This window comes from Geomonas propionica, from assembly GCF_016458235.1.
Classification (GTDB): domain Bacteria; phylum Desulfobacterota; class Desulfuromonadia; order Geobacterales; family Geobacteraceae; genus Geomonas; species Geomonas propionica.
The window spans coordinates 17,455-35,981 of sequence record NZ_JAEMHK010000012.1; the positions used below are offsets into that span (position 1 = coordinate 17,455).

The 18,527-nt window shown below is 59.3% G+C and carries 10 protein-coding genes and 1 tRNA gene; 5 read left to right on the forward strand and 6 right to left on the reverse strand.

All coding sequences use genetic code 11. The features are described 5' to 3' along the window. Nucleotides 1–118 precede the first annotated feature (118 nt). Entirely contained in the window at nt 119–2,998 is a 2,880-nt protein-coding gene (locus tag JFN90_RS15320) for a CxxxxCH/CxxCH domain c-type cytochrome (RefSeq protein ID WP_199396000.1), read from the reverse strand. A gap of 102 nt (nt 2,999–3,100) precedes the next feature. Continuing rightward, on the reverse strand, nt 3,101–6,736 hold the full coding sequence (locus JFN90_RS15325) for a cytochrome c3 family protein (protein ID WP_199396001.1): 3,636 nt from the start codon (nt 6,734–6,736) through the stop codon (nt 3,101–3,103). 569 nt (nt 6,737–7,305) lie between these two features. On the opposite strand from JFN90_RS15325, the gene JFN90_RS15330 reads away from it, so the two are divergent. Beyond that, nucleotides 7,306–7,381, forward strand: a tRNA-Thr gene (locus JFN90_RS15330). A gap of 963 nt (nt 7,382–8,344) precedes the next feature. Further along, entirely contained in the window at nt 8,345–9,568 is a 1,224-nt protein-coding gene (locus JFN90_RS15335) for a hypothetical protein (protein ID WP_199396002.1), read from the forward strand. Between the two features lie 249 nt (nt 9,569–9,817). Here the strand turns inward: JFN90_RS15335 and JFN90_RS15340 are convergent, their stop codons facing one another. After that, a complete protein-coding gene (locus tag JFN90_RS15340) occupies nt 9,818–10,015 on the reverse strand; it encodes a helix-turn-helix transcriptional regulator (protein ID WP_199396003.1) in 198 nt (65 codons plus the stop codon). A gap of 174 nt (nt 10,016–10,189) precedes the next feature. Here JFN90_RS15340 and JFN90_RS15345 point away from each other — a divergent pair, with 174 nt between their 5' ends. Then, a complete protein-coding gene (locus JFN90_RS15345) occupies nt 10,190–10,597 on the forward strand; it encodes a BTB/POZ domain-containing protein (RefSeq protein ID WP_199396004.1) in 408 nt (135 codons plus the stop codon). A gap of 683 nt (nt 10,598–11,280) precedes the next feature. Here JFN90_RS15345 and JFN90_RS15350 read toward each other — a convergent pair. After that, nucleotides 11,281–12,600, reverse strand: coding sequence for a tyrosine-type recombinase/integrase (locus JFN90_RS15350; protein ID WP_199396005.1), 1,320 nt, complete (start codon nt 12,598–12,600; stop codon nt 11,281–11,283). Nucleotides 12,601–13,256: 656 nt separating this feature from the next. Next, nucleotides 13,257–13,790, reverse strand: coding sequence for a DUF3332 domain-containing protein (locus tag JFN90_RS15355; protein ID WP_199396006.1), 534 nt, complete (start codon nt 13,788–13,790; stop codon nt 13,257–13,259). 542 nt (nt 13,791–14,332) lie between these two features. Between JFN90_RS15355 and JFN90_RS15360 the strand changes: the two genes are divergently transcribed. Together JFN90_RS15360 and gpmA are read left to right on the forward strand one after the other, a co-directional pair. Further along, on the forward strand, nt 14,333–15,655 hold the full coding sequence (locus JFN90_RS15360; protein ID WP_199396007.1) for a M23 family metallopeptidase: 1,323 nt from the start codon (nt 14,333–14,335) through the stop codon (nt 15,653–15,655). Nucleotides 15,656–15,686: 31 nt separating this feature from the next. Next, the gene (gene gpmA / locus JFN90_RS15365; protein WP_199396008.1) at nt 15,687–16,394 is read left to right on the forward strand and encodes a 2,3-diphosphoglycerate-dependent phosphoglycerate mutase; all 708 of its coding nucleotides are present in this window, start codon (nt 15,687–15,689) and stop codon (nt 16,392–16,394) included. On the opposite strand, the gene JFN90_RS15370 is transcribed toward gpmA, so the two are convergent. After that, complete coding sequence (locus tag JFN90_RS15370) at nt 16,391–18,445, reverse strand: penicillin-binding protein 1A (RefSeq protein WP_199396009.1); 2,055 nt, start codon at nt 18,443–18,445, stop codon at nt 16,391–16,393. The two genes, gpmA and JFN90_RS15370, sit on opposite strands and share 4 nt — an antisense overlap. Nucleotides 18,446–18,527 lie beyond the last annotated feature (82 nt).

An 18,527-nucleotide genomic window follows, 5' to 3' on the forward strand; every position in this document is an offset into this window, starting at 1 on the left:
TGACCGTAGTGCTATCTAAATCCACTACCCGGCGGGGGGATCCACTCCCCCGCCGGGGTTTCAACATGCTTCTGCTACACGGGTACAGCTTTTCTTCCTACACAGGTACCCGATTAACCTATCTTTCGATACTCCACTTCGGACTCGGCTTGAAGTGGCAGCTCACGTTGAAGCAGGTGCCCGACTTGTTAGTCCCGCCGGAAACCAGCGTAGCGCTGGTGTAGGTGGCGAGGGCGTCGCCGGAGAAGCGGTACTGCGGGTCGATGTCGACGCTCACGCTTTCCACGTGGGTCCGTACCGGCAGGGCACGGGCATGGGAAGCGTCGCTCCCTTTGTGGCACGGAAGGCAGTTTGCCCAGCCTTCGCTCGGCTTGGCGTCCTTCTTGATGTGCGCCACGAGGATGTGAGCACCGCCACCGCCGGAGTAGTCTTCGAAGCGGGCCGAAGACCAGTTGCCCTGAACGCCGAAGGTGAGGGCGCTGATGGTCTTGCGCGGTGCCGGCGGGTAGCCGTGGCAGGCGTCGCAACCGCCGTTAGGCACGAACGCGAGGCCGGTGGCCGGGTTGTGCGCGTGGCAGGTGGTGCAGTCCGTGGTCGAGTCGACGTGGTTCTGGACCGGCTGGCCGGCCTTGGTGAAGTACATGGTGCTGGTATGGCAGACCTGGCAGACACCGGTCCTTGCGCCGTTGGCGAAGGTGTTGTTGCCGGTGAAGCTGACGGCGGTGCCGTTGATGGTGGTGTTAACCATCATGGTGTTGGTGGTACCGTGTGCGTTGTGGCAGTCCGAGCACTTGGCGCCCAGGCCGGTAGCCTGGTGGGCCTTCACGTTCAGGGCCGCGCCGGTCACCTTGGCGGCGTTGGTGTGGCAGTAGTCACACTCTTTGTTGGTGGCGCCGACCATGGTGGAAAGCAGACGTTTCTGGTCGCCCAGCACGCCGCTGATGTGAGCCGCGCTGCTGTCGTGGCAGGCGGAGCAGGCCTGGGCGATGCCGGCCTTGCCGTGGCCCGTGGTAGCCGCGCTGGTCTTGTCAGGAGCGGTGATGCCGCCGATGACGGAGAGCGCGCCGCCAGCGGTCGAGTGGCAGCTTTCGCAGGTGACACGACCGGTGGTCCAGTTGGTGCTCTGCTGGTGGCAGGTGGAGCAGGTGCCGATCTTGTTCATGCCGCCGGCGAGCTGCAGGTTGCCGTCGACGTGGGTACTTGCGGTGTTCGAGGTGTGGCAGTTGGAGCAGGAGGTGGCCAGGGTGGAGTTGAAGCCCGGGCCGTAGGTGGCCGTGAAGTGCTGCACGTGCGCGTTGCTGTTGATCAGCCCGCCGGTGGTGTTGGAGAGCGCGGTATGGCAGGTACCGCAGGCGCCGGATGCCGGGTCGTTCCACTTCGGGGTTCCCGCGAGGTGGCAGGAGGTGGCGCAGGTCTTGGTGGTGGTGCCGCTCCAGGTGGTCACGTTGGCGCCGGCGACCTCGACGGTGGCGTCGCCGTGGAGAGCCTTGTTGACGAAGAAGGTGTTGCCGCTGACAGTCGCAGCGTGGCAGGTGTCACAGGCGTAACCTTTGGTGCTCACGTGGGTAGGGTGGGCGTTGGTCACGAGGCTGGAGGCGTTGCCGTGGCAGCCGTTGCAGCCAAGGGAGGCACCCCATTTCACATCGGCCACGTTGGCCACGATGCCGTTGCCGCTGTGGCAGGATACTGCCGAGCAGGCCCCTGCGACCACGGTGAAGCCCTTGCCGTTGCCGGCTTTGAGGTCGCGAGTGTTGTTGGTGTGGAAGGTGCCCGCCTTGATGGTGGTGCCGTCCACGGTGGTGTCGGCGTGGCAGCTGACGCAGTCCGCAGCCGAAGCGACGTGGTTGAGGTGGCTGTTGGCGCGCAGCAGGGTGGCACCGGCGTTGGCGTAGTTCGGCTCGCCCGCTTTGGAGGTGAAGGCCGGGGCTGCGTCGGCGCCGTGGCACGACTTACAAGTCAGCGCGGTGGAACCGGTCCAGGTCACGCTCTTCATGGTGCCTTTGCCGTCGCTGTGGCAGTAGGAGGTGGCGCAGGTGCCCGATACCGGGGTGCCCACCTTGGAGCCTGCCACGTCTTTGGTGCTGTTGACGTGGTTGGTGAAGTTGGAGACGGTGCTGTTGTCGGAAACGGTGGTGTTGTGGCAGTCGACGCAGCCGTAGTTGGTGCCGAGGAAGGCGGCGTTGTTCACGTGCTTGGCGTGGTTGCCCGACAGGGTGTTGCTGGTCGCGTCGCCGTGGCAGCCGGCGCAGGTAAGGCTCCCACCCCAGGTCGGCGGGGTGTAGGTGCCGCGGCCGTTGCTGTGGCAGTAGACGTTGGAGCACTGGTTCGACGCGAAGCTGCCGCCGCCGGCGAACTTCACTTCGATGGAGCGGTGGCCGGCCGAGGTGGCGTGGCTGAACGGCTTGGCCTGTACCGAGTGGTCAGTATGGCACTTCACGCAGGAGCCGACGCCGGTACTGTAGTAGTTGGCATGCTTGCTGCCGGCGGTCGGGTGGTTGCCGGTGGAGGGAGCGACGTCGTGGCAGGATGAGCAGCCGCCCGGCACGGTAAGCGCCGCGCTACCCCAGGCCGGGGTCGCACGCAAGGTGCCCTTGCCGTTACTGTGGCAGGCCACGGTGGAGCAGGAACCCATCGGGTTCGGCGGAACCGAGGTCTGGTTCACGAAGCCGGCCGCGATCTTCCTGGAGTAGCCGACGGTGTCGGAGAGCTCAATGGTCTTGTTGCGGTGAGCCATCGGGTAGGTGCTCACCTGGCTGCCGTGGCAGGTAACGCAGGAGTTGACCGCCGAGGTGGCGTGCCCAGCGTGGTTACCCGGCACTGCGCCGGTGCTGGGATCTTTCTTGGCCGTGCCAGAGTCCATCGGTGGCATGGTATGACAGAAAGAACAGTCGTAGTTGTACTGTGAGGCGGCTTGCGCCTTACCCGCGGTCACCTGTACCAGTGTCAGCACAAGCAGTGCCAACACCAGCAAACAGTGCCCTCCATACTTTGGTAACATTTTTCTCCTCCTCTTCGTGTCAGTTAGCTGCATCGTATTGAACGCTGAATCCTTTATCGATTCAGAAAGGTACTACCTTGCTACTACAGCGCTTGCCTGCCCCTACCTTTCGGTGCTCCACCGTGCCGACGGGCTCATGTGGCAGGCGATGTTGAAGCAGGAGCCGGTCTTGTTGGCACCCGGCACGCTGGTCAGGCTCGCGCCGGTGTAGATGGTGAAGCTGTTGGCGAAGCGCAGGCTGTTGTCCACCAGCACGGTCACGTTCTCGATGTGGTCCTTCGCCGGGGTCACCATCTTATGGTACGGGGTGAGCCCGACGGCGCCGCCGTTGTGGCAGGTGGTGCAGTTGGTCCATCCCTCCTCAACCTTCGCGAACGGCGAGATGTGCGCCGCCACCAGGTGCGCTCCGCCGCCGCCCGAGTAGTCCTCGAAGCGCGCGTTGGCCCAGTTGGCGTAGCTGCCGAACGTGGTCGCCGTGTTCTTCGGCGCCGGCGGATAGCCATGGCAGGAGTCGCAGCCGCCGCCGATCGGCTTGAAGGCTCCGCCGGCACTGGTATGGGTGTGGCAGTCGAGGCAGCCCGAGGTGAAGTGGCTCGACTCCGGAAGGCCGGCACGGTAGTAGTTGGTCTTGGTGTGGCAGACCTGGCACAGGCCGCGGTTGTAGGTGGTCTCGATCAGTGTGGTGGCCCGGTCGGTGTACGAGATGTTGAAGCCCCGGATCTCGCTCCTGATCATGGAGAGGTTCCCGGTGCCGTGCGTGTCGTGGCACTCGCGGCAGGCGATATCCACGTTCTCCTTGGTGACGTGCGTGCCGAGGTTCACGATGCGGGCCGGGACCACGGCGGCGTTGTTATGGCACGAGGCGCACAGCGTGTTGTCGTTGTTCATGAGCAGGCGCTTGCTGTCGCCCAGCGTGCCGGTGATGTGGGTCGCGTTCCGGTCGTGGCACACCGTACACTGGTTGCTCACCGCGAAGCGGCCGTGCCCTTTAGTGCCGAAGTAACCCTTGTAGGGGGCCTGGGTGCCGTTGGGAAGCACCGCAGCGTCTTGCGCGTGGCAGACCGTGCATTCGATGCGGGAGGTCGTCTTCCAATCCACCAACTGGCCTGCATGGCACCCCATGCACAGGGAGCCGTCGCCGCTCTTCAGGTCCGGCGACCCGTTGTTGTGGGTGGCGGTGGTCCCGACGTGGCAGGCCTGGCAGGCGGTGTACTCGCTACCCAGGTAGTTGCCCGGACCGTAGACCGCGCTGATGTGGGTCGCGTGCTGGTTGGTAGCCATCGGGCTCGGGGTCGAGGCGGAGCCGCCGTGGCAGGTGATGCACAGGTTGCGCGCCTTGTAGGCGACGACGGAATCGGCCACCGCCTGGCTGATGGCGCCCGCGTCGCGCAGCGTCGGCACCGCCAGCGTGGTCACCGAGTCGTCGATCACGCCGTTGTCGAGGATGTCGATGGAGTCCATGGCCAACTGCTTGGAGTAGCGCGGGTTGTGGCCGAAGGAGCCCAGCTCGCGCACCAGGAAGGCATAGTTGAAGGCGGCGCCCATGACGTTCGCGCCCTGCTGCCCGGTGCCCCAGTTGCGCTGGTTGAAGTGCGGCGCCTGTCCGGTGTACACGAAGCCCTTGGCGGCCAGCTGGGCACGGAGCACTTCCAGGAGGCTCACGAAGGAATCGCGCGCCAACTGACGCTGCTCTTCCGGCATGTTGGCGCCGTGGCAGGTGGTGCACAGGGTGCTCACGCCGCTTCTGAAGGAGTGGTCGTAGGTGCTGTTTCTGTGGCAGCTGATGCACGGCCCCTTGGCGTTGGTATTGCCCAGGTTGCTGTGGGTGGCGCCCAGGTCATAGTTGCGACCCGGGAAGTGGTAACCCGCCTTGGCGTACATGGCGGCCGCGGCAGCCGCGTAGTGCGGCGGGATGAAGGCCAGGTTGGTGAAGTCGGCGTTCGCCTGTAGCTGCGCAGTGATGGTCTGGCCGGTGTTGGTGCCGCTGTGGCAGGACATGCACAGGTTGGACTCGCCCACCGCCGGGTTCACGTAGGTGGGCTCGTTGGTGAACGGCTTGGACGGCTGCACCGTACGCAGCGCACCGGTGGCGATGTCGACGTGGCAGGCGCGGCAGGTGACCATCTCCTTGGTCTTGTCCGAGGCGACGCCCCAGGCCGTGGTCACCTTGCCGGTGGAGAAGTTCACGAAGCCGGTGGTGGTGTGGCACTGCACGCAGCCGTCCATGGTCTTGAAGTCGTAGCTGGAGTACGCCGGCGCGCTCCCCTTGGCGTGGCCGGAGGTGTACCACGCCTGGCGGATCGCCTGGTTGGTCACCGTCGAGAAGTGGCAGTCGGTGCAGGCCGAACGCGAGGTGACGTAGGTGGCCGGGTAGGCGCCCGTGGTCATGTTGCCGTAGTGCAGCGTCTCCAGGTCCCCCTGCACCGCCGCGAAGCTGGAATGCGGGTTGTGGCAGGAGATGCAGAGGACGTTCCGGCCGATTTCCACCGTATGGTTGGGGACGATGCCCAGGCCGTTGTAGTGGCACCCCGCGCAGACACCCGGGTCCGCCTCGGGCGTGTGAGCCCCACCCTTATGGCAGGCGGTACAGGCGACCCCCACCTTCTTATGCATGGAGCGATCGTAGCCAGAGAAAATCGAATCGGTGTGGCAGGCGGCACAGAAGTATCCCCCCACCGGACCAGCCTGCGGATAGAGGTTCACAAAGGTGTTGGAATCCACCGTCGTCGGGTTGACCGGAGTCGGCATGGCGCCGTTGGTGTGGCAGGAAACGCAGGAAACACCCAGCGACTTATGGTTGGAGGAGGACCAGGAGATGAAAGCCTGCGGCGTCGGGTAGACGCCGGTCGCGGAATGACAGCCGTTGCAGGCGCTCTTCATGGAGCTGATCAGAGAATCTACCACGTTCACCTGCGTGGTCGCGCTGGAGACCACCACACCGTCCAGGTACTGGGTGAGCCGGAACACGTAAGTGCCAACCTGGGTCGGTACGAACTCCGGGTTGAGCGTGCTGGCAGCCTGGAGGGTGACGGCAGGGCCGCTGTCCTGCACCCAGGTGAAGGTGCCTCCCCCCTGCATGGTCCCCCGCAAGGTCACCTTAGTGATCACCATGGCGGTCTGGGCCACACCGGCGTCGACACCGACCACGGCAAAGGTCGCCGCAACGGCGCGCGGGCTGGTGACATTGCTTACCATGACGGTGACCGGGGCCATACTGGGGAAGGTGGCCGGGCTGCCGGAAACGGTAGCCGTACCACCGGCGACACCGGTCACCACAGCCCCGCTGCTGGGCGTGGCAGTGAGAACGGCGCTACCACCGTAGTTGACCTGGGTACTGGCCGGGGTGACGCTGCCGGGCCCGGAAGCGGTACCGGTCACGGTGTACTTCTGAAGGGTGAAGGCGGCAACCAGAGACTGCGGCGAGCCGTCGGCTTTGATGAAGGTGGTGGAGTAATGAGAGGTGTAGTTGCCGATGACCTGGGCCACCCCGGTCTTGGTCAGACTGGTGATCTTGTAGCCGGGGTTGGCGGTCACTTTCACCGGGACGGGGGCGGAAGTGGTGAAGTTGCTGTAGACGAGGGAACCCGCCAGGGTCTGGACTGCGTTGTTGCGGACCTGGAGGGTGCCACCGGTACTGCCCAGCTTCGTTTGTATCTGGTACGATGTTGCCGCCCAGGACCAGAGCGCCCCCGATATGATGGCCGTAGCAGCCAGAACCGCCAGTGTTTTTCTCAGCATAGACTTCCCCTGTCCCCTAAGCTCAAGTGCATGAATGGACGATGTAGAGGTGCGAAGACACCTTTCAGGGGGACGACTTCGCAAGAAATATACCTAGCAACAGCCCCCTCCCCCCGGAGCAGGGTCCTTCACCCGGCTAAAAGGAAACAAATTGGACATTTTTTCCTTAAAAATATTTTTGCATTCAGCTTTAACTGGAGAAAGTAAATCAGCCGAAATGGGACAAATTCCGCCGTTCCGCGGGGGCATAACATTAGAGAACAGCGAAAACGCTGGGTACGCTACCACTAGACTTATCCTCAATGGTAACGTTTTGGTAATACCAAAATTAATCCAGCCGACCCCGCCCAGGCCTGCATGATTGCGCCTTTGCTCTCGACAGCTGTTTGGATATGACCCGAGCTCAATGGGAAAATACAAACGTAGACGCCTATGTGAAAAAGCAGTTGCCGCGCGAGGGAATGCGCTCACAAGCCGAGGATGACTGGGGAAGTTGAAGGTTGGGAGTTTAGAATGAGATTGACTGGGGGGGGGATTTACGGTAAAAGATTAGCCTCGGTAACAGATCAGCCGGAGTAACTCAGTTGGTAGAGTAGCTGATTCGTAATCAGCAAGTCGGCGGTTCAAGTCCGCTCTTCGGCTCCATTAAATCAAGGGGTTACAGCTCGCACTGTAGCCCTTTGGTCGTTTCAGTACAGCCATGTATCCTCCCACGTATCCTGCAAACAGCTCGCTAGCTCTCCCCCAGCACCCAGCCCGCTCCGGCAGCAACCAGAAAAAACAAACAGATGGAGAGGCATAAAGGACTAAATCGGTCCCGTTAGTACAGCCGCCCGGCTCCCCTCTCGACCGCCCCCCCCGGCCAACAGCTCAGGCAGGGCAAGAGCAGCCGCCTCAGTCCGGCTTCCATATTTGACCTGTGAGCCGTCTTTAGCCGCCGCCCCTACCCGTCCCCTTCGCAACAAAAAGCCCCCGGCGCAATCGGTGTGATTGCAGCACAGGGGCAGGGCGTAACGGTGGGCACGGGAGCGCCCAAGGGAGCCGAGAGCCATGATGCAGGCTGGCTCAACCTCGGGCGTTCAACCGGGCTACTATGTGAACCGGCAAGGCCGGGTGCGCTGGCGAGTGTCGAGCGGCGCACATACTCTGCCCTCGCTCTTAAGGTCGCTAGTAGCTCCCCTTCCTTCTTCATCTCCTGATGAAGCTGTAGCGCTCATAACGGGATAGTCCTACTAGGCGCTATGACTCTCTCTTATCCTACCTGTTACCCTAGCTCGCTATCTAAAGAGCGTGTTAATTCATAAGATGCTGAATTGCCGAGTGGATTTAAGTTCAAGGCTTAAGCTAATCCACGAGCTAAAAGCGCTCCCTCCGAGGGAGGCACCCGGCACCGCCCCAGCCTTTCCACAAACACCATCAGGCGAACCCATACGGGGAGAAATGAGAACCGGTCAGGCAGGCAGAGGGCTTACACGCACTGGTCATAAAACAGGGATCATGAGTGCAGGGGCCACAGGGTGACAGGAGATACAAGGCTTTTCCCCTTGACCTTTCAATATAAGCACCCCATCATACATGTCTATTCCACCAGCTATAAAGGCCAGCTTTATGACTACAATGTCTCCTGAAGACAGACTTATTGAGGATATTGCAACCGGGAAGCGGAAGGACTTAGACGGTATCATGTCACCTTTAACTCAGCGTCTACTTTTAAAGCTGGGAGCTACTGGCGTAGATATGACTGAATACTGGATAAGGACGCCACAACACTGGACATGCCCTGCCTGTGACCGTAATAAGGAGCAACTGGTCCGAAAGAACTCACATAACCAACTCATGTGCAAACTGGTTAGCCATCACGATCATATGCAGGACTTGCTACTAGAGCGGTTCAGGTCAACATCAGCGTCATTATCAAAAGTCGTAGCTGACGAGGTGGCTGAACGTTTTGCAAGACGTGCCGTCTCGATGGTAGCCTCTTATGACAACACTTTGATATGCCAAGATTGCAATGCAGCGGATGCCAGTGCAAAGAAAGCCGCTGGCACTCATCCTAAGTTTTCATACTCTCCATCAGAGATAAAGCGTATCGTTGTATCTAAGAGCAACAGCCCACATGACATAAACGCCTCTATTGCATGTGAGATATGGGAGGGGAATAAAGACACTTTCTCGTTACGACTTAAAATTGTTGATAGAATTGCCGAGATTGCTGCGACTAATTCTCACTGGTACCAAGAGGTGTACTTTCATTATCACCCTGACACCATATACAAGAAAAGCCTATCTACCCTACAGACGTATTACAACATTTCCACCCTCCCCTATCACAGACTTGGCGGCGGCGGTAAGCCTGCTGAAGACTTTTCTAGTTGGAGGACAAAGACATTTGTCGGGGCAAAAGAGACCCCTACTGCTGGAGATTGTAGCCATGTCGCGAAGGTCACATCATCCCGTGACTGGAAGCTGGTTGATGATGATTGGATATGCCCGGTATGCAAAAGGTCTAAGGTCGAAACTGTTCGCAAGAACAATAAAAATGAATGGAGCTTTACCGTTGCAGCTAAATCATACAGAAGCGTAACCGCACTAAACAAGACAGAGAAGTTTAATATTTGCAACGATTGCGGCATGGTTGCTAATTTCATTGGGAAGGAGGCTATTAAAAGCCTTGGCTTTCAAGGTGATAGATATTCCATGTGGGTTGAACTTTCTGACATCTCATCTGTAATTAGACCGCGCCCTCACAGCCGCCACGAAATATTGCAAGACAAGGCCGTTAGTATTGTTGCTAGGGTTACTGAAACCGTTGGCAATGAGATGTGTGAATAGCCCCCCCCCTGCCCCGAGAAAGTACAAGCTGGGGAATACAAGGTGAAGACAGACAAAAGAGCCCCGCCTGCAATCCCAGCGTAACAAGGGCGGGTCATTGACCGTAACCTCAAGTACCTGAACTGAACAGACGGGGCTAAAGCGCCATGTAGGCGCACAGTGCCCGATACGGGGCACGAAGCAGAAGAGCGGCCACGTTGGCCGTTGAACCTCTGCTGCAACAAACGGGCTTTGCTCCCCGCTGAACTTCTAGGCCGCTAGCAACTGCGGCACTGCTTCACGCTCCTGTATCCACCCTTCCACTTCTGAACGCACCCAGCCCACCCGGTAATCCGTGAGCTTCCTGCGTGCAGGGAACTTACCCGCCCGCTCAAGCCGCCAGATCGTCGAGTATCCAAGCCCCACCATTGCCACCACTTCCGCCCTCTTCATAAACACCTGCGCCATTCTCTACACCTCACAATATTTGTTAGCCGGGTAGCCCGGTACGTTCAGCTATCTATACTACGTGTTAATTGTTCCAGAGCGCACCGGGAAGTTCCTTGCCAAGACAAAGGTTGACGGATTCACACAGCAAGCTTATAGTCACTCTGTTTAATACAGATTAATGGAGGTAGGCAAATGGAAGGTCTTACTGTCTTGCTGTACGTGCTAGTGTTCCCTCTCACCCTGTTTAAGAACACTATGGCTGTGCGTTGCTTTATTGGGACAAGGCCAAGCTGGTATTATGGTAGCAACCAAGCCGTGTATGAACTTATGGTGTACGGACTATCCTTAGCTAGCTTAGGTCTTATCTGGTACACCTTTGCTGCTGTCAATGCGATTGTCTGCGGGCTAGGCTTGTTTACCTTCAGCAGACTGACATTCAAGTCTTCATACAAGAAAGCGCTTCTTAGCACCTCTTCCAGATACTACAACATGATGGTGTCAGATGAGGGATACATGGGGAAAAGTCGAGAGGAAGTCCAACGGGAAGCAATCAAGCTCGCGGCTGATTCAATACGCCGTAGCGTCATGGGCCAACCCTGATACGCGGACGCACGAGATTGCCCTGTACTGGCCAAAGACGGGGCGACGCATACACAGGGCAGGACTCAACGAGGCTCAGGCCGCTAAATAGCCATCCCCTAAAACGGAAGTCGCACATGTGAGACAAGCGCGAGCATGGAGTGCTCTTAACGCTCTTATCTCTCTATACTACTTGTTCTCCTAGCTCGCTCTATCAAGAAGAGCGTGTTTATTCGGTGAGGAAAGGAGAACCAAAAGAAAACCCCAGCCGGGGAGGGCTAGGGCGCTCTGTTGCGGTTATTCAGTTTCTTCTACACCTCTACATCGTTAAGGCTCCCTGTGTAGCTTCCGAGTCACACCAGCCACAAGGGCTGCAAGGATTGCACTCAGTGCAAGTAGCACAGCCACGGCAAGCGGGGCAAGTGTGTACCCTGGTCGCCCGGTGCGCCCTTATCAATGCACGCCGTGCCCCTTTCTCCGACTTGTACACCTTCTCTTTCTTCGTGCCGTCAACCTGCGGAATTGAAGCAACGTAGCGCGTAACAGTCCTAATTTCCATTTCATTCTCCCTGTGATTGAATTGCAGTAGTTAGGGGTGAGCGGTTCCAGTGCAGGCAGGGCGCACTACTTGCCAAAGCTGCGCTATCATTTCCGGGTCAAATCCGTACATCCTTTGAAGTTGCCTGAGTGCCGCGAAATCCATGTTATGCTCTCCTTCGTTGAATTGAAATCAGCTTACCTTTTTTCACCTCACCCGTCAGAATCCTGTGAAGTTTGTTCTCTATAGCCTCCATAGCCTCTTGTTTAAAATCGTCATAATCATGCCTATTGTAAACTTCATCCAGTTTCCCAAGCGTATGATTTGCAACCTTCTCTCTGACTTCATACTGTATACCTTCGCTGCCCATCAATGTGAGTGCAGTTCGTCTAAGATCATGAGGTGTAAACATTTCAAAGCCTATTCTATTTACACCCTCAACTGATTGCTTAGTCCTGTACGGCCCCCTCTTGTAGGCTTCACCTTTTCTACGCTTAACCTTATCAGTCACAACAGACTGCCCTTTTATGTTCCTACGGATAGCATATGAAAGAGCGCCAACGGTGACACAGCCATCACCACCCCTCCATGCTGGAAATACATACTCTCTGCCCTCAAGGCTCCCGATAAGGGACAGCGCTGTATCAGTGAGGTAGACCCTATGAGACTTCCCGTTCTTCGTTCTTTCCTTGGGAAGAGTCCACCATCTACCCTCAATCTCTTTAGCATGTATTCCGATTACCTCCCCAGGGCGCTGCGCCGTTAGCAGAATCAGCTTGAGGGCAGTCTTGATCTCTGCACTCATCATGAGGCCGTCACCGTCCAGAGCTTCCCAAAGTTGTTTAACCTCGTCCGCTTTCAGCGTCCTCTCTCTTGACTCTTCTTTGACCGCACGCTTGATGTTGACATAAGGAGTAACCTTAATTGCATCCTTATCAACAGCATAAGCAAACATCCCACTTACATAGGACATACAGCGGTTAGCCATGACGGGAGCCCCACGACCCGCTATTTCATCCCTTAGCAGCTTGATGTCGCGGGTGGTGATGTCGGTGATCTTCCTCTTCCCCCACCGAGGCAGCACCTCAACCTTGAGGGCGCGCTCTACTTCCTTCCCACGCCGCAACCTCTTGGCGTGCCCCTCGATGTACTCATCAATGAAGTCAGCTACAGTAGGCGTATGTCTGCGTTCAAGCGCTGCCTGAGTTTTCTCTCCTAGTGGGTCTATGCCCTTCGCCACTTTCACCCTCGCTGCTGTGCAAAGCTCTCTAGCCTGAGCAACGGACACCTCGGGATAATTACCATCACCAAGCGGCAAGTACCGTTTGCGCCCGTCAAAGGTGTAGATGTAGTACCACGCTTTGACACCGGACGGCAGCACACGCAGGCTGAACCCTTGCCCCTCCCTCCTCCAATACTCTTTGGCTTCAGGCTTGTAGTTCTTCACCTCTTTATCCGTAAACTGTCCCGGCTTGCGCTTTTCCATTGCCCCCTCCCTTTCAAAGGATACATTTGCTCATGTATCCGCTAATGTATCCACAAATCACTGGGCTACAGTGGTGAAATGCGGTACAACTGAGTACAAGCTATAGAGCTAATCCACTGGAATGTCAAGGTAATAATCAAAGGAAGGATACACTGCGGGAAAGGGTGAAACAACTGCGAAAGAAGATATCTACTGATTCGTAATCAGCAAGTCGGCGGTTCGAGTCCGCTCTTCGGCTCCAGTATAAAGGGTCGCAGACCATGTCTGCGACCCTTTATCATTGCTGGTGCGGTAACCGCCTTCCGTGCCTTCCGTGCCTGCACCTAATTGAAAAGGCCCGCCATGATGGCGGGCCTTCTTTGTTGCGTCTGCTTGGGTACCCTTTTCAAGGGTGGTTGCCAGTGCCCGTAAGCACCGGGAGGTTACAGCTTCAGGTTGTGAGATTCCGAATCGGTGGAGTTTCTTTGATGCTGAGTACCTCCTTTTTCCGAGATCCCTCTTAGCTAGCTAGCTGAGTCAAACATATCATTGCCGGGCGAAAAGAAACAGTCTGTCCAAATAATTTTTTTCCGGATATACTGCTTGAGTTGCCCGCGCCATGAGTTTGAATCCGCTAACCTTGTCATCATCCGCCACCGTCCTGAGTATCCCCTCACTTACTGGTACAGAGCCGTCATCTGCCTGCCCGCGTTCAAAGCCCCGGGAGCCGAACTCGTCACCTGTACGCCTCCATTAGCACGTGTGGCCTCGAACCGGGTCAGCTCACTCCCTTCCCGCAGTGCCGCGACCGAGTTGCCGCTCTTTACGTTCCAGTCGATGGTGAGGGTATCCAGATAGGTATCACCATGGTAGCGGTTGAAGGTGTAGCGCAACGTGTCGCCGCTTTTTTTGGCGTGCACCTTGAAGGTGTCACCGTTTTCGCTGAACTGGAAATCCTTCTCGCCCTGGGCCACCGGGTTATGACCGCTCCAGAACTCGATGGTGTTGAACAGCAGGAAGTCGACCAGCGCCGACACCTGGTAAACCGGGACGATGATGAAGACCCAGGTCACCAGGCTGCGCAGGAACCTGTCTCCGACTTGGCCGTTCACCTGATACACCTTTTTCGTCAGCGCCATTTTGCCGTAGCAGCCTTGCAGGGAAACCATGGCGATCACCATGGCAACTAGTGCCGCAGTTATCCTTTTCATACGTATATCCTCCTGGACCTTTGAATGAAGATGGGGAAAGATGCTATCCCGATTATCCTAATATAACAGAAGACGATCCTTTTCTGCTAATCTACTTGAGCTGTGCCTGCAATACGATCCCCTATCTCAGTGACAATAAAAGAGGCCCGCACATGATGCGCAGGGCCTCTTCATTTACTCGATCCCCTCTTTACTGGGGTCATACCGGCGCTTTGGGCGTCGGTGCTGGTACAGCTGTCTGGTAATTAGAATCCTCTTCAGTGGAAGTTACCTCGATGCTGCTACCTCCTTTTTCCGAGACATTCTGTTACAGCTAGCTAGCTGATAGTAATATATCACCTGCCTGATTTTTTTACAGAGAGCCGCAACATTTTTTATCACTCATCGCCGCAGCGATAACAGCACCTATGCGCCGCCAGACTGGACTTCGAAAGGCCGGATGCTAAAATCCGTGGGTGCCTTAATCCAGATTAATCATTCAACAGCGACGGGCGCTGGATGGCCAAAGCGCCCTCTGCCGTACCTGCCGCTGGGGGAGACCCATGAAAACGACAGCTGTGGCGGTTATCCTGATCATCCTGCTTCTTCTCGGCTTCGGGGCGTACTACTTTGTCGACACCGCGGGCCCCGCCCTCGCGCTCTCCCGGCAGAGCGGCCCCATCTCCTCCAGGGTCGACGTGACACTCAGGCTGCGCGACCGGTCGGGACTGAGGTCCTTGAGCGTCAACCTGGTACAGGGGCAGAAGAGCTTTCCCGTCCTCGCCAAGGAGTATCCCACCGGCACCAAGGAAGCGGCGGAAACCTTCCGGCTCCCCGCCCAGCCCGGACTCAAGGAAGGGCCGGTCAGGCTGGAGGTCAGGGCGGCGGATAGCTCCTTCTTCGGCTTCGGCTCGGGCAACCGGACCGAGCAGGCCTTCAATTTCGAGTACCAGAACAAGCCTCCGGCGGTCGCCATCCTCAGCTCCGCACACAACATCTCCCGGGGCGGCGTGGGACTGGTGGTGTACTCGGTGAACCGGGAGTTGGTGAAAACCGGCGTCGTTTTCGCCGACCGCTTCTACCCCGCCTACCTACAGCCCGGCGGCTTCTACGCCTGCCTCTTCCCCTTCCCGAGCGATCTGCCGCAGGAGCGCTTCATCCCCAAGGTGCTCGCCGTGGACCGAGCCGGCAACGAGCGTGTCACCGGCATTTATTACCACGTGCTGGAGAAGTCCTTCCCGAGGGACCGGATCGAACTTACCGACGCCTTCCTGGAAAAGGTCTCGGGGGAATTCAAGGACCGCTTCCCGAAGGCGGCGACGCCGTTGGAGATCTTTCTCAAGGTGAACGGCGAAGGGCGCCAGGCTGACCGGAAGATCCTGTACCAGGTGGGGCTCAAGACCTCCACCACCCCGTTTTGGGAGGGCGAGTTCCTGCGCCTCCCCAACTCCGCACCCAAGGGAAGCTTCAGCCAGCTGCGCAGCTACTTCTACCACGGCAAGCAGGTCGACGAGCAGTACCACCTGGGGATCGACCTCGCCTCCCTTGCACATTCCAAGGTACCGGCGGCCAACAACGGCCGTGTGGTCTGGGCCGACGACCTCGGCATCTACGGCCAGTGCGTCATCATCGACCATGGCTTGGGGCTGCAGACCCTGTACGGGCATTTGAGCCGGATCGGGGTGAAGGAAGGGGATCAGGTGAAAAAGGGGGATATCATCGGTGACACCGGGGACACGGGCCTTGCCGGCGGCGACCACCTCCACTTCGGCGTGGTGGTCTCGGGGCAAGAGGTGAACCCGATCGAGTGGTGGGATCCCTCCTGGATCAAAAACAACGTCACCGACAAGCTGGAAGAGGCGAAGCAGTCGGGAAGCGCTAAGTAGCGCTGAGGGAAGGACTTCCGGAGGTGGGCACATGCAGCAACTGGTACTGATCCGACATGGCGAGAGCGTCTGGAACAAGGAGAACCTGTTCACCGGCTGGACCGACGTCGAGCTGTCAGCGCAGGGAGAGGAGGAGAGCAGGAACGCGGGGCGGCTCCTGAAGGAGAAGGGCTTCGTTTTCGACGTCGCCTTCACCTCGATGCTGCGCCGGGCCATAGGGACACTCTGGATCATCCTGCGCGAGATGGACCTGATGTGGATCACGGAACAAAAGGATTGGCGCCTGAACGAGAGGCACTACGGGGCGCTGCAGGGGCTGAACAAGGCGCAGACGGCGGAGAAGTACGGGGAGGAGCAGGTGAAACTGTGGCGGCGCAGCTACCATGTCCGGCCGCCGGCACTTGAGGTGGGCGACCAGCGTTACCCCGGCCGCGACCCGCGCTACGCCTTACTGCCGCAGCACCTGATCCCGCGCACCGAGTGCCTGCAGGACACAGTGGAGCGGGTGCTCCCCTGCTGGCAGCAGGTGATCGCGCCCGCCCTGCGCGAGTGCCGCCGCCCGCTCATCGTCGCCCACGGCAACAGCCTGCGCGCCCTGATCAAGTACCTGGACCGGGTCTCCGACTCGGACATCGTGCACCTGGAGATTCCGACCGGGACGCCCTTGGTGTACGAACTTGACGACGACCTGAAACCGATTCGCCACTACTACGCCACCGAAACCGGCGGCCCCGCCTAGCGCAGCACGTCCCCTTCAAGACCGGTAGCGCCGTCAGCGCCATCCTCCCCGCCGTCCTCGGCAGGTTCCTTGACCGGAGCCTCCTTCCCGGGAGCGGTGACGCCGGGCTGGGCCGGCGCGGCCGGCGTGACCGGCGTGACCGGCGGCATGGCGTCGCCGCCGTGCTTGGAGCAGTACGTGGTCGGCTCCGTTCCGGCGATGAAGTCCTCTTCCTTGGTGGTCGGGCATTCCGGGGTGGCGAGCTGGCCGGTAGTGGGGTCGATCTCGACGGTGACCACGCCTTCGGGCTTGGCGAAATCAGCCGCTGGCTTCCCGGCGCTGGCAACCCGCATGAACCGTTCCCAGATCGGCGCCGATACCGCGCCGCCGGTAAAGCCCCTCCCCCCCGGCTTCGGCTTGTCATAACCCACCCAGACCCCCGTGATCAGCTGCGGGGTGTACCCCACGAACCAGGCGTCGCGGTAGTCGTCGGTGGTCCCGGTCTTGCCGGCGGCAGGGTGCTGACGGGCAAAGTTCTTGAGCCCCTTGGCGGTGCCGTAGGTCAGCACGTCCTTCATCATCGAGGTGGTGACGAAGGCAGTGGCCGGCGAGAGTACCGGGGTCACCTGGGACGGATTCTCGTTCCAGCTCTTGCGGCTGCGGTCGAAGACGCGGATGATGGTGCGCCCCTCGCTGCGCATGCCGCCGTTGGCCAGGGGCGAATAGGCGGAGACCAGGTCGTTCAGGGTGACCTCGTCGGTGCCCAGGGCAAGCGAGAGGTCGTTGGGGGTGCGCAGGGTAAGCCCCAGGCGCCCGGCGAAGGTGACGAAGTTGTTCACCCCGAGCGATTCGAGCAGCTTCACCGTGATCACGTTGTTGGAGTGGGCGAGCGCCTGCCGAAGCGGCAGCTCCCCGAAACTCTTCTTCTCATAGTTGTGCGGCCGCCAGGCTTGGCCGTTCCCCTTGTTGTAGGAGACCGGGGCATCATCCACGAGGCTCGCCGGGGTGTACCCCTGCTCCAGCGCCGCCGCGAAGATGAGCGGCTTGATGGAGGAGCCGGGCTGGCGCTTGGCCAAGAAGGCGCGGTTGAAGCCCCCCTTGCCGTTGTCCACGCCCCCCACCGCGGCCAGCACGTCGCCGGTCTTCAGGTCCATGCAGATGAGCGCCCCCTGCAAGTTCGGGTTCACCTTTTTCACGCCCTCACGCAGCACCTGCTCCGCCTGCTTCTGCAGGTTCACGTCCATGGCCGAGATCACGTCCAGCCCGCCCTGCTCCACGATGTGCGCGCCGTAGCGCTCCACGAGTTGCTTGCGCAATAGTTCGAGATACCCCAGCGCCTGCCCCGGCTGGATCACCGTGGCAGGGTGCGCCTCGATCGCCCTTTTCTGCTGCGGCGTGATCATCTTGACCGCGACCATGCGGGAGAGCACCACGCTGCGCCGCGCGCTTACCTTGGCCAAGTCCCCCAGCGGGTTGTAGCGTCCCGGGTTCTTGGGCACTCCGGCCAGGATGGCGCATTCCGCCTCGGTGAGTTCTTCCGGGTTCTTGTCGAAATACTGCCGCGCCGCCTGGGCGATGCCCCAGGCGCCGTTGCCGAAGTAGATCTCGTTGAAATACATCTCCAAGATCTGGTCCTTGGTGTACTTCTTCTCGAAATCCATGGCGAGCTGCACTTCCTTCACCTTGCGGTCGAGCGACTTCTCGCCGGTCAGGAACTTGTTCTTGATCAGCTGCTGAGTGATGGTGGAGCCACCCTCGGCAAGCCGCCCCTTGACCACGTCCTTCACCAGGGCGCGGGCGATGCCACGCACGTCGATGCCGCCGTGTTCGTAGAAGCGGGCGTCCTCGGTGGCGACCAGCGCCTTGCGCAGGAAAAGCGGGATCCGGTCGATGGAGACCCAGTAGCGCTGGGTGGGGAGGATGCGCCCCACGTAGCGCTGCTGCCCGTCGAAGACCCGGATCGAGGTGTAGCCGGTCGGGAGTTCGGGATAGGTCGCGATGGAAGCGTGGGCGGAAACGGCGCAGGTGAGCGCCAGGAGGAGGAGAACCGGGGAGAAGAGCTTATTGAACAAGGTGCTACTCCTTTGGGAGGCCTCACGCAAAGACGCGAAGGCGCAAAGGTTAACCTAAAATGCCGCGTTAGTCGGTCCTGCT